At 34.7% G+C, this 12,681-nt stretch carries 13 protein-coding genes and 1 tRNA gene; 9 read left to right on the top strand and 5 right to left on the bottom strand.

Going from position 1 to position 12,681, the window contains the following annotated elements:
- Nucleotides 1-124 precede the first annotated feature (124 nt).
- Entirely contained in the window at nt 125-1,594 is a 1,470-nt protein-coding gene (locus AAEO59_RS15985; RefSeq protein WP_341701753.1) for an MATE family efflux transporter, read from the bottom strand.
- Nucleotides 1,584-2,498, bottom strand: coding sequence for a glycosyltransferase family 2 protein (locus AAEO59_RS15990; RefSeq protein ID WP_341701754.1), 915 nt, complete (start codon nt 2,496-2,498; stop codon nt 1,584-1,586). The genes AAEO59_RS15985 and AAEO59_RS15990 overlap by 11 nt, the downstream gene beginning before the upstream one ends.
- Nucleotides 2,499-2,560: 62 nt before the next feature.
- Between AAEO59_RS15990 and AAEO59_RS15995 the strand changes: the two genes are divergently transcribed.
- From AAEO59_RS15995 to AAEO59_RS16005, 3 genes are all read left to right on the top strand, one after another.
- Nucleotides 2,561-3,409, top strand: a complete 849-nt coding sequence (locus tag AAEO59_RS15995; RefSeq protein WP_341701755.1) for a glycosyltransferase — start codon at nt 2,561-2,563, stop codon at nt 3,407-3,409.
- 81 nt (nt 3,410-3,490) lie between these two features.
- Nucleotides 3,491-4,240: an MlaE family ABC transporter permease gene (locus tag AAEO59_RS16000; RefSeq protein ID WP_341701756.1), complete on the top strand. Its 750-nt coding sequence runs from the start codon at nt 3,491-3,493 to the stop codon at nt 4,238-4,240.
- A complete protein-coding gene (locus AAEO59_RS16005) occupies nt 4,237-4,998 on the top strand; it encodes an ABC transporter ATP-binding protein (RefSeq protein ID WP_341701757.1) in 762 nt (253 codons plus the stop codon). Before AAEO59_RS16000 ends, AAEO59_RS16005 begins: the two co-directional genes overlap by 4 nt.
- A gap of 102 nt (nt 4,999-5,100) precedes the next feature.
- On the opposite strand, the gene AAEO59_RS16010 is transcribed toward AAEO59_RS16005, so the two are convergent.
- The 3 genes from AAEO59_RS16010 to AAEO59_RS16020 all read right to left on the bottom strand — a co-directional run bounded on the left by AAEO59_RS16010 (nt 5,101) and on the right by AAEO59_RS16020 (nt 7,797).
- Nucleotides 5,101-5,706, bottom strand: a complete 606-nt coding sequence (locus AAEO59_RS16010) for a SprT-like domain-containing protein (protein WP_341701758.1) — start codon at nt 5,704-5,706, stop codon at nt 5,101-5,103.
- Between the two features lie 113 nt (nt 5,707-5,819).
- Complete coding sequence (locus AAEO59_RS16015; protein ID WP_341701759.1) at nt 5,820-6,497, bottom strand: SDR family NAD(P)-dependent oxidoreductase; 678 nt, start codon at nt 6,495-6,497, stop codon at nt 5,820-5,822.
- 160 nt (nt 6,498-6,657) lie between these two features.
- Complete coding sequence (locus tag AAEO59_RS16020) at nt 6,658-7,797, bottom strand: acyl-CoA dehydrogenase family protein (RefSeq protein ID WP_341701760.1); 1,140 nt, start codon at nt 7,795-7,797, stop codon at nt 6,658-6,660.
- 173 nt (nt 7,798-7,970) lie between these two features.
- Here AAEO59_RS16020 and AAEO59_RS16025 point away from each other — a divergent pair, with 173 nt between their 5' ends.
- The 6 genes from AAEO59_RS16025 (at nt 7,971) to AAEO59_RS16050 (ending at nt 12,497) form a co-directional block, all read left to right on the top strand.
- A complete protein-coding gene (locus tag AAEO59_RS16025) occupies nt 7,971-9,035 on the top strand; it encodes an anhydro-N-acetylmuramic acid kinase (protein WP_341701761.1) in 1,065 nt (354 codons plus the stop codon).
- A 93-nt stretch (nt 9,036-9,128) separates the two neighbouring features.
- Nucleotides 9,129-9,833, top strand: a complete 705-nt coding sequence (locus AAEO59_RS16030) for a MotA/TolQ/ExbB proton channel family protein (RefSeq protein WP_341701762.1) — start codon at nt 9,129-9,131, stop codon at nt 9,831-9,833.
- A 2-nt stretch (nt 9,834-9,835) separates the two neighbouring features.
- A complete protein-coding gene (locus tag AAEO59_RS16035) occupies nt 9,836-10,228 on the top strand; it encodes an ExbD/TolR family protein (RefSeq protein ID WP_341701763.1) in 393 nt (130 codons plus the stop codon).
- 36 nt (nt 10,229-10,264) lie between these two features.
- Nucleotides 10,265-11,062: an energy transducer TonB family protein gene (locus AAEO59_RS16040; protein ID WP_341701764.1), complete on the top strand. Its 798-nt coding sequence runs from the start codon at nt 10,265-10,267 to the stop codon at nt 11,060-11,062.
- Between the two features lie 58 nt (nt 11,063-11,120).
- The gene (locus AAEO59_RS16045) at nt 11,121-12,341 is read left to right on the top strand and encodes a bifunctional folylpolyglutamate synthase/dihydrofolate synthase (protein WP_341701765.1); all 1,221 of its coding nucleotides are present in this window, start codon (nt 11,121-11,123) and stop codon (nt 12,339-12,341) included.
- An 81-nt stretch (nt 12,342-12,422) separates the two neighbouring features.
- Nucleotides 12,423-12,497, top strand: a tRNA-Val gene (locus AAEO59_RS16050).
- Nucleotides 12,498-12,681 lie beyond the last annotated feature (184 nt).

Raw genomic sequence — 12,681 nt, forward strand, 5'->3', positions numbered from 1 at the left:
CATCACACTATAAAAGAAAACCCCGTTTTTGACTCCTTTTGAGCAATTTCGGGGTTTGTTTCTTCTAATATAATACCTATTTTTATGAAAAACAATAGATTGAGGTATTATGAATATGCCTATCTTATTTTGATTTCAACTTTGCCAACATCTTATTGACCCAAAAATTATAGGAATACACTAAATTCAACTTATAGATAATTCCCAAATTCAAGAGCATTGAAAGCCCCGTTTTGCAAATTAAATTCAACCAATTATTCTGCAAATTTGGTAAAAAATAACAGCATAAAAGCACAGCCGAAAACACAACGACCAATTTCAAATAAGATTGATCAAAAGGAAACAATTTAAATTTTTGATAAATAAAAATCAATTTCGAAAGGTTAAAAAGTACCATCGCAATCAATGAAGCAAAAGCAACTCCTTCTATCCCCATATGAAATACATTTATAAAAAGAATATTCAATGTTACATTCAGGATTACCAGGACTAAGATAGCAATAACATTAAATTGGTAATATTTAGAATAGGTAATAATTTCACCATTGAAACCCGTTCCCATATTCACCAGAACATTGAATCCTAAAATCAAAATAACAGATACCGAAGCCATCAAATTTTCGTGAGTAGGCAACAGCATAAACAGATTTTCTATTCCTAAAAAAATACAACTATAAAGAATCGCCCCGATAAAAAAGAGCAATTTTGAAATCTCCTTATACTTTAGATTCAGTTCTTCCATCATATCGTTCTTGATAAAATTGGAAATTATTGGCGCATACAAAGTAAAAATCCCCGTTGCCGGAATCGCCAATGCTGATGCCAGCGTTACTCCAATACTAAACGAACCATTTGCTTCCATAGAGATAAACTTTGGAATCATAATAGCATCGATTCTAAAAGCAAACACAGAGCCCAAACTTCCCGCAAAGGCAAACAAAGAAAAGCGATACATTTCTTTTTTATCTATTTGCGTAAACAAGGATTTAAAGTCAAACCTGAAAACGGGTTTAAAATAACAAAACAAATAAACAGCCACAAACAAAGCTATTAAACCATATGAAATAGCATACAAAACCAAAGACCCGCCAGAAGAAACACAATTGTTTAAAACCAAAAGAAAAATGGCCGGTAATGCTAATTTAGGCACTATATTGTCAAAAAAAGTTGGCACCGAAATCTTTTGAATAATCGTAGCCTGTTTCTTGAACAAATCGATAAACGCCAGAAAAAGTCCCATTGAAAAAGCCAAATAAACATAATCCAAATGCTTAAAAACCGAAAATAATGAGGAACCACCAATGGCAATCAAAACCAGAAAACTCATAAAAAGAATAGACAAAACACTGTAATTAAACAATTGTTTTTCCTGATACTTGTCTAATTTAGGCCCAAATTTTATCAAAACCTGGGAAACTCCTAAAAGCATTATGGGAAACAAAACCTGCGCTAAAGATTCTACATACCTAAAAACTCCAAGCATTTCTTTATTTTTAGGATACACAAAAAGGGTAGAAAAAATCCCTATCAAAATCCCCACATAGTTAATTAGGGTAAAGAAAAAAGCCTGACGATGATCTGCTTTATTTTGCATAGCTTTTTATATCGGTTCCATTAATTCCTTTTTTGGAATTTCTACGAATGCGCTGTATTGTCTTATAATCGGTTAATAAACCCAAATAATAAAACAGTAATTTATAAAAAAGTCCAAAAGACTTAGACAAACCTTCTGATTTAGCATGAAATTTAGGCAATCCCACAACCGATTTCAATCCAAACACCAAGGCTGTAAAAGAAGAATAATTACAATCAATCAGCTGATTCAAAACCAAATATTGAGACTGTAACTCTATTTTTTTACTGCTTAACTTTACCATTCTATCATGACAAATGGCTGCTTTTTTTGCAACTGCTATTTTGAATTTATGAAATAAAACGCGAGTACAAAAATTTCTATCTTCACCATAATGATTAAAAACAGGATCAAAATAACCAACTTTTTGAAAACATTCTTTAGACACTAACCATGCAGCAGCATTTATAAAAGGAACAATACGAACAGTATCCGAATCCATTCCTGTTTGAAATCTGGAATAATAAGTTTCAAAACTGCTATCCAAAGTAACTTCGTCTGGTGAAAGATGTAAAGGACTAACTATTCCAAAATCAGGATTGGCAAAAAGAATTTCAGCCATGTTTTTTATGCTGTCCTCATAAATCCAGGTATCCTGATTCAATAAAAAAACAGCATCCGAACCATTTTTAAGTGCCAAATCAATCCCGATATTATTGGCTTTGCCAAAACCTAAATTGACTTTACTTTCTATTAATTGGATATTTTTATATTCTTTCAAAAGTGTAACAGACTGGTCAGTCGAGGCATTATCTACTACAATTATATCAATAGGATAACTGGATTTCAGCAAAGAATTCATATTCTTTTTTACCCAGATTTCTCCATTATAAGTTACTATAACAACTGTAATTTTTTTTTCCAATCGAAAGTATATTTTTTAATCCCTGCAAAAATAATGATATTTGCAGTAGACTTTGAAAAAAAATGAAATATTACCTTGTAATTCCGGCTCACAACGAAGAAGAATTTATTTCTTTGACCTTAGAATCCTTAACCACTCAAACCCTTTTACCAAAAAAAATCGTAATTGTCAATGACAATTCGACTGATAAAACTGCCGAGATTGTTCAGGCTTTCGCCAAAGACAATCCGTATATATCATTGGTAGAAAAAAAATCAAGTGCGATTCATTTACCCGGAAGCAAAGTAATTCAGGCTTTTCAAACAGGTTTTGAAACTCTGGATGATGATTATGATGTGATAGTCAAACTGGATGCTGATCTTATTTTTCCAAACAACTATTTCGAAACCATCACAAAACATTTTGAATCCGATGAACGTATAGGAATGGTAGGCGGATTTTGCTACATCGAAAAAAATGGCGATTGGGTTTTAGAAAACCTAACCGATAAAGATCATATTCGCGGTGCTTTGAAAGCCTACCGCAAAGCTACTTTTAAAGAAATTGGCGGTTTACGTCCACAAATGGGTTGGGATACCGTTGACGAATTACTTTGTAAATTCTACAATTGGAAAGTCGTTACAGATGAATCTTTAAAAGTAAAACACCTAAAACCAACAGGAGCCAACTATAACAAAACGGCACGTTACAAGCAGGGAGAAGCTTTTTACACGCTGGGTTACGGATTTTGGATTACTGCTATCGCTTCCGCAAAATTAGCAATGATGAAAAAGAAACCTTTGTTGTTTTTTGATTATATCCAAGGTTTTCTAAAAGCAAAATCAGAAAAAAAACCGCTGTTAGTTAATGAAGAACAAGCTCTATTTATTCGTCAATACCGTTTAAAAAAGATGAAAGAAAAGTTGTTTTGAGTAGCTGGCTCTTTGAAAAAGCAGGAACTCATACCGCAAAACTCATAACTTATAACTATTTTTGACCATATTCAAAAAACTATGATGCTCATTCGATATTTATCGCAAATAGGAAGATATTTTTTAATGCTCAAAGAGATTTTCAGCAAACAGACCAAATGGTCAATGATGCGCAATCTTATCTTTAAGGAAATAGACGATTTAATTATTGGTTCACTTGGAATTGTTGCTTTTATCTCTTTCTTCGTAGGCGGGGTTGTGTCTATTCAAACCGCTTTGAACTTAACCAATCCATTAATCCCAAAATATCTTATTGGTTTTGCTACACGTCAATCGGTGATTTTAGAATTTGCACCAACATTTATTTCAGTTATTATGGCCGGAAAAATGGGATCATTCATCACCTCTAGCATTGGAACCATGCGTGTAACGGAACAAATTGACGCTTTGGAAGTTATGGGAGTAAACTCCTTAAATTATTTGGTTTTCCCTAAAATCATAGCCTTATTATTATATCCCTTTGTGATTGGAATCAGTATGTTTTTAGGAATATTGGGTGGTTGGATTGCCGGGGTTTACGGAGGCTTCACTTCCAGCACCGACTTTATTACGGGAGCACAAATGCAATTTATTCCGTTTCACATTACCTATGCTTTTATCAAAACAGTCATATTTGCTATGTTATTAGCAACGATACCTTCATTTCATGGCTATTACATGAAAGGTGGCGCACTCGAAGTAGGAAAAGCAAGTACCGTTTCGTTTGTTTGGACCTCGGTTTCCATCATTCTTTTCAATTATATATTAACACAGTTATTATTAGGATCATGATAGAAGTTAAAGATGTTGAAAAATCATTTGGAGACAGTAAAATCCTTAAAGGAATTAGTACTGTTTTTGAAACCGGAAAAACCAATTTGATTATTGGGCAAAGTGGTTCAGGAAAAACGGTATTATTAAAAAGTTTATTAGGAATTCATCATCCTGAAGTAGGAACTATTTCTTTCGACGGACGTATTTACTCTAGTTTAGATGATGATGAAAAAAGAGAATTACGCACCGAAATAGGCATGGTATTTCAGGGAAGTGCGCTATTTGACTCCATGAGTGTAGCCGAAAACGTAGCTTTTCCTTTGAAAATGTTTACTAATAAAAGTAAATCTGAAATCAAAGACCGTGTTGATTTTGTTTTGAAAAGGGTAAACCTAATTGATGCCCATCATAAATTACCTTCTGAAATTTCAGGAGGTATGCAAAAACGTGTGGCGATTGCCCGTGCCATTGTAAACAACCCGAAGTATTTATTTTGTGACGAACCTAACTCGGGATTGGATCCAAACACTTCTATTTTGATTGACAACCTCATCAAAGAAATTACCGAAGAATACAATATCACTACCGTAATCAATACGCACGATATGAACTCGGTAATGGAAATAGGCGAAAAAATCCTTTTCTTAAAAAATGGCGTAAAAGCCTGGGAAGGCAATAAAGAAGAAATCTTTAGAACTGATAACGAAGCCGTAGTCGCCTTTGTGTATTCTTCTAATTTATTTAAAAAAGTAAGAGAAGCACATTTGAAAGAATAACTCTTTTAAAATTTCAAATAATCAAAAATCCCAAATTCCAATTTTATACCGAAGTCTAGTCTCGGGATTGGAATTTGGAATTTCTATTTTTAAATTTATTTATTAACTGGAATTTCTAATCAACTCTACCTCAGCATTTGGATTAAATAAATACAATCGTCCGGAACTGATTTCAAGGCATTCGTAACGCTTCGTTCGAACCGCAATTTTCTTGAAAATCTTACCGTTTTTGATTCGGAAGACACTGCCATAAGGAATTTCAAAAACATAATTTTTATCGTTCTCTTTATCAAATTGTTTTAGTGCCAATGACAAAGTAGTATCAGTATCACTGCTGGCAGATGGATTTCGAAAATGCCTGGCTAACAATGGCAACAATTGATTAGGAAAAATTTCAGGTCGAATATACGGAACCATCAATTGCTGAAAAACATATTTCCATTCGTTTCCATGCGGTTTGATGTTCCGACCAAATTTCTCAAAAGCGACCAAATGTGCAATTTCATGAATTAGCGTAATCAAAAAGCGGTATTTATTCAAACTTCCATTTACCGTGATTTCGTGCTTACCATTCAAAGCTTTACGGTAATCGCCATGTCGGGTAGCTCTTTCATTGACAATTTTTAAATGCACCCTGTTTTCTACAATCAACTCAAAAGCGGGTTTGACTGCGTGTTCAGGTAGGTATTTTGCTAATGAGTCGCTCAATTTAAATTGTGGGTTATAAGTTATGGGTTATGGGTTATGGGTTGTGAGTTATGAGTTTATGCGCATTTTCTTTATTCATGCAAAAACGCCTAACACTTAACTCCTAACTTTCATCATGGGTTAGTCGTTGAAACCTGCAATACTTTTCCGTTGAAATATTTATTTCCGTTCAGTGTAAAATCAAAAATATAATTAGCCATTCCCTCAGCCGAAATTGGTGCTTGATAACCTGGAAAAGCTTCTTGAAGCATTTCTGTTTGTACAGCCCCCAAAGCCAGAACATTAAAAGAAATCCCTTTTTCTTTGTATTCTTCGGCTAATAATTCAGAAAGGGTAATCACAGCACCTTTACTCGAACTATAAGCGGCCAATCCGGCAAATTTTAAACTACCCTGTACTCCTCCCATCGAACTAATAGTCACTACATGACTTCCTTTTTGTAAAAACGGAATACAAATACGAGTCAAATTAGCTACTCCAAAAACATTTACTTTATATACATTTTCAAAATCAGCCTGGGTCAAAGTTTCAAATGGTTTACAAATTAAACTTCCCGCATTGTGAATCACAGCATCCACTTGTTTCCAACTCGAATTTAGAAAACTTTCCACTTTTTCTAATTCCGATTCATTGGCTAAATCAACCGAAAGACAACTGATATTTTCATGATTAATTAACTCCTGAGATGTTTTTCTCGAAATAGCCAAAACCTGATGTCCGGCATTAGCAAATTGTAAAGCCAACTCAAATCCGATTCCTCTACTGGTTCCTGTGATAATAATTTTCTTCATGTCACAAAAATAAACAAAAGCTTTAAAATAGTGATTGGCTTAAATGAAAACTATCTAATTGTTCACTTAGAGGACTAAATAAAAAAATAGCCCACAGATAACAAGGATTGAACAGATAAAATCAGCTTAATCTGCGTTCCTTTCTTCCATTAGAAAAATATTATGAACTCAATGTTCTCGAAATTACAATTCGCTGAATCTCTGAGGTTCCTTCATAAATCTGGGTGATTTTGGCATCTCGCATCATACGCTCCACGTGATATTCGGCCACATAACCGTTTCCTCCGTGAATTTGAACCGCCTCAACCGTAACATCCATAGCGGTTTGGGAAGCAAATAATTTAGCCATCGCCCCCGATTGCGTAATATCCATTCCGGCATCTTTTTCGGAAGCAGCTTTTAAACACAGCATTTTAGCTGCCATAATTTGGGTAGCCATATCAGCTAATTTAAAAGCAATGGCCTGATGCTGAAAAATTTCTTTTCCAAATGACTGTCGCACATGGGAATATTTTAATGCCAATTCATACGCTCCGGTAGCAATTCCTAAAGCCTGACAAGCAATCCCAATTCGTCCACCGTTTAAAACTGTCATCGCAAATTGAAAACCAAAACCATCTTCCCCTATTCTATTTTCCTTGGGTACTTTGACATCATTAAATATTAAAGAATGCGTATCTGAACCGCGAATTCCCATTTTCTTTTCTTTGGGACCAATTTCAAAACCAGCCCAGCCTTTTTCTACAATAAAAGCATTGATTCCTTTGTGCCCTTTTTCAGGATGTGTTTGCGCCATTACCAAATATACGGAAGCAGAAGAACCATTAGTTATCCAATTTTTTGTTCCGTTTAACAAATAATAATCGCCCTTATCGATAGCTGTTGTTTTTTGCGAAGTAGCATCAGAACCGGCATTAGGCTCAGAAAGACAAAAGGCACCTATCACCTCCCCTTTTGCCAAAGGCACTAAATATTTTTGCTTTTGTTCTTCGTTGCAATATTTCTCCATGCCGGCACAAACCAAAGAGTTGTTCACCGACATAATTACCGCCGATGAAGCGTCGACTTTTGCAATTTCACTGAGCACTAAAACATAAGAAACATTATCCATTCCCGAACCGCCATATTTAGGATCAACCATCATTCCCAAAAAACCCAATTCGGCCATTTTTTTTACCTGTTCCGTTGGAAATTTAGAAAATTCATCTCTTTCTATCACTCCCGGTAATAATTCAGTTTGGGCAAAATCTCTGGCTGCCTGTTGAATCATTTTTTGTTCTTCGGTCAAATTGAAATCCATAATAGCACTTTTTATAAATTAAGTCCGCAAATAGATTTTGGACATAAAAAATAGTTCAAAATTCTACACACAATCTTCGCTTATTGTTTTTGTGTTTTCTAAATTTACTTACTTTTATTCAAAAAAATGCCACTTCGGCTTTTAATATTTTAATCGTTTTGCATTTCACACCGATGACTAAAGAATTTTACAACTTAATTGGCGTCATGTCAGGAACTTCATTGGACGGAGTTGATTTGGCTCACATCCAATTCGAAATAAAAAATAATCAATGGAGTTTTCAAATTCTGGAAAGCGAAACCGTTCCTTACAGCGATGATTGGGTAAAAAAATTAAAATCGGCAGTAGATTTTTCAAAAGCAGAATTAGATATTTTAAATCAAAATTATACCCAACTGCTTTCTACGATAATTGCCAATTTCATTGAGAATTACCAAATCACAAATCTTGACGCTGTTTGCTCTCATGGACATACCATTTTGCACCAACCTCAAAACGGATTCACACTTCAAATAGGCAATCTTCCGGAAATAGCAACTTTGACACAGCAAAAAATTGTTTGTGATTTTAGGGTCGAAGATGTTCAATTGGGTGGACAAGGAGCTCCATTGGTACCTATTGGTGATCGAATTTTATTTTCTGAATACGATTACTGCATGAATCTGGGTGGTTTTTCTAATGTTTCTTTCGAAGAAAATGGCAAAAGAATTGCTTTCGATATTTCGCCTGTTAACACCGTCTTGAATTTTTATGCGGACCAATTAGGCCTCAATTATGACGATAAGGGAAAAATTTCAAGTACAGGAAAAATCCACTCGGAATTATTAAACAAACTCAACAACCTGGACTTTTACAAGCAACAACATCCTAAATCATTAGGTTTTGAATTTGTCAAAGAAACCGTTTTACCACTTATGGAAAGTTATAAAATTTCTATTGAAAACAAACTAAGAACTTTCACGGAACATATTGCCATACAAACTGCTCTTGCTTTACCAAAAAAACAAGGAAGTTTATTCATTACCGGCGGTGGTGCTTACAATGATTTTTTAATTTTTTGTATCCAAAAGCAATTGCCAAAAATGAGCGTTGTTATACCTGAAAAGAAAATACTCGAATTCAAAGAAGCCTTAATTTTTGCTTTACTTGGAGTCTTGAAATTGAGAAATGAAATCAATGTTTTGAGTAGTGTAACCGGAGCAAAAGAAGATCATAGTGGTGGATATATCTATCCTTAACAAACAAAAAAGACATTATTTTGTTTCAAATTTTATCAAATAGAATCGCAATTTTTATAATATCTTAGCGTTTCAATAACAAAGAAAAAATTTATGAGCATATTGTTACAAACAGATACCTTATCTGTTGCAGGTGAAAATTTAGCCGAAGCGGTTCCAGTTGAAAAAACCTTATCTATTATTGAACTCCTAACCAGCGGAGGACTAGCAGGTCAATCCATTATGATTGCTTTGTTTTTGATGCTTTTTGTGGCTTTATATCTTTACTTTGAACGTTTAATGGCTATAAATGCAGCTTCAAAAATAGATCTGAATTTCATGAGTATTGTTAAAGACAATATCAAAAACGGACGTATTGACAACGCTAAAATGGCTTGTGCCCATTCACAATCTCCTGTTGCCAGATTGATTGAAAAAGGAATTTCCAGAATTGGAAAACCATTAGAAGATATCGATACCGCTATTGAAAATGCAGGGAAATTAGAAATTTACAAACTGGAAAAAAATGTCAGCATGCTCGCTACCATTTCTGGAGCCGGACCCATGACCGGTTTCTTAGGAACAGTTGTGGGAATGATTCAGGCTTTTCATAAAATGGCAACTGCCGGCGGACAAATTGAAGTAGGCGCCCTTTCAGAAGGAATTTATACAGCCATGACCACTACCGTTGTTGGACTTGTAATTGGTATTATCGCTTACGTAGGCTACAATCACTTAGTTGTAAAAACCGATAAAATTGTTCATCAGATGGAAGCCAATGCAGTTGACTTTTTAGACTTATTAAACGACCCAGCCTAATTATGAATTTAAGAGGACGAAATAAAGTTACTGCCGAATTTAACATGTCATCCATGACAGACATTGTGTTCTTGTTATTGATTTTTTTCATGCTAACTTCAACAATGGTAACCACTAACGCATTGGATTTAGTATTACCTAAAGCAAAAGGAAAAACAGACAGCAACAAAAACATAGCAGTAAGCATCAATAAAAAACTGGAATTTTTTATTGACAAAAAAGCTGTTCCGGAAAACGAACTGGAATCAAAACTAGTAGCTTTAGTTGCCAATAACGAAAACAAAGCCATTATTCTAAGAGCTGAAGAAGGGGTACCTATTGAAAAAGCAGTTAACGTTTTAGACATTGCTAACAGAAACCAAATCAAAGTGGTTCTAGCCGTAAGACCTAAATAATTTAGGTGCTGAATTCAAAAAACAGACTTATTCTACATGAAATATTTAGAAACAAAAGAAGAAAAGAAATCATTTGTTATCACAACTCTCATTTTTGTGGTACTCTTTATTTTGTTCTTATATTTAGGACTTACTTCTTTAGACCCTCCTCCCGAAAACGGAATCGCTATTAATTTTGGAACAACTGAATTTGGAAACGGAGACATTCAACCTACCGAAGCCATTCAATCAGCACCCAAAACTACCTATGCAAAACAAGCTACAGCAAGTAATGACGATGTATTGTCGCAAGACATTGAAGAAGCGGTTGTGATGAAAGAAGCAAAAAAAATCCGTCCTACAAAAGAGGTTGCAAAAGAGGAAGTTAAAGAAAAACCCAAAGAGAATCCAAAACCCTCCAAAAGCACAACAGACGCCATATCAAACTTAATCAATGGTCCAAAATCCAACGGAACAGCAAAAGGTGGCGAAGGAAATGATAATCAGGCAGGAGATAAAGGAAGCTTAAACGGAAATCCGTATGCCAATACCTATTACGGTTCAGGAAGTGGAAGCGGAACAGGAAGTGGTTGGGGATTAAACGGAAGAAAAATCAGCAGCCGAGATAAACAAAAACAAAAGTGTAACGAATACGGTACAGTTGTCGTTCAAATTACGGTAAACCGTAACGGAAACGTTATAGCCGCAAAATACACTAAAGGAACTACTAATACAGATCCTTGCTTGGTTGAGCCCGCATTAGCATCCGCTAGAAATTTCAAATGGAGTCCTGATCCAAATGCTCCGCAAACACAAATCGGATTTATTACATTTAATTTCAAATTAGGAGAATAATACCTCTAAATAATAAAAACTCAAGTATCTTTGAGTTTTTTTTTTATTTACAGACCTCATGAATTATCAAGAAACGACAACCTGGATGTTTAAGCAGCTTCCGATGTATCAATTACAAGGTGCTTCTGCTTATAAAAAAGACTTAACCAATACACATTTGTTAATCAATCATCTTGGTAATCCTCATTCTAATTTAAAATGCATCCATGTTGCCGGAACTAATGGAAAAGGTTCCACTTCGCACATGCTTGCTTCCATATTACAGCAAGCAGGTTACAAAGTAGGTCTTTACACTTCACCTCACCTAAAAGATTACAGAGAACGCATTAAAATTAATGGTTCTGAAATTACTGAAGATTTTGTTTGCGACTTTATCAACTCTAATAAAGCTTTTTTTGAGGCCAATGATATTAGTTTTTTCGAAATGAGCGTTGGATTAGCTTTCAATTATTTTGCGAAAGAAAAAGTGGATATCGCGATTATCGAAGTTGGTATGGGCGGAAGACTTGATGCTACGAACATCATTACTCCCATGATTTCTGTAATAACAAATATCGGTTTAGATCATGTACAATTTCTCGGAAACACGATTGAATCAATAGCTTTTGAAAAAGCAGGAATTATCAAACCCGAAATTCCGGTAGTTATTGGCGAATACACTCCCGAAACAAAAGCAGTATTTGAAGCTAAAGCAAAAGAAACCAATTCTGAAATCTATTTCGCAGCAGATTTAATTACAAAAGAATTCCCTTCAGATTTAATTGGCGATTATCAAAAACACAACAAGAAAACGGTTTTACAAACACTCAACGTTTTAAATAAACAAACGAATTTTAGCATTAGCCAAGACCATATTGAAACAGGTTTATTAAATGTAGTAAAAAACACAGGGCTTTTGGGTCGATGGCAGCAATTAGGAACTTCTCCAAAAATCATCTGCGACACGGCTCACAATAAAAACGGACTGGAAATTGTTCTGAACCAAATTCAAAAAGAAAAATTTGAACAATTACACATCGTTTTAGGTGTAGTTAACGACAAAGATTTGGACGAAGTACTACCGCTTTTTCCAAAAAACGCCATATATTATTTTTCTAAACCCAATATTCCCCGAGGACTAGACCCATTAATTCTAAAAGAGAAAGCAGCTCAACACGACTTAAAAGGCCCAATAGTACACTCTGTGACAGAAGCTTATAAAAAAGCCATCGATTCAGCTAAGCCGAACGACTTTATATATGTAGGTGGTAGCACCTTTGTAGTTGCAGAAATTTTGTAATTTTTTTCATTTTTTACTTGCACAACTAAAAAAGGGTTGTATATTTGCACTCGCAATCACGAAATGATAGCAACAAAAATAGGGCGATTAGCTCAGCTGGTTCAGAGCACCTCGTTTACACCGAGGGGGTCGGGGGTTCGAACCCCTCATCGCCCACAAAGAAACTCCTTAAGCAATTAAGGAGTTTTTTTATGCTTAATATTTTCCAAAAAACTACAAAGGCACATTCAGAAGTAATCTATCTTTTGAATAAAAATTAAAGAAAATGACCGATTTTAGATATCCATTATCGGTCATTTTTGCTTTTTGAGATTTTTCAAGATATAGTTTCGGCTAAAAA

This window comes from Flavobacterium flavipallidum, from assembly GCF_038289905.1.
Taxonomy (GTDB): Bacteria; Bacteroidota; Bacteroidia; order Flavobacteriales; family Flavobacteriaceae; genus Flavobacterium; species Flavobacterium flavipallidum.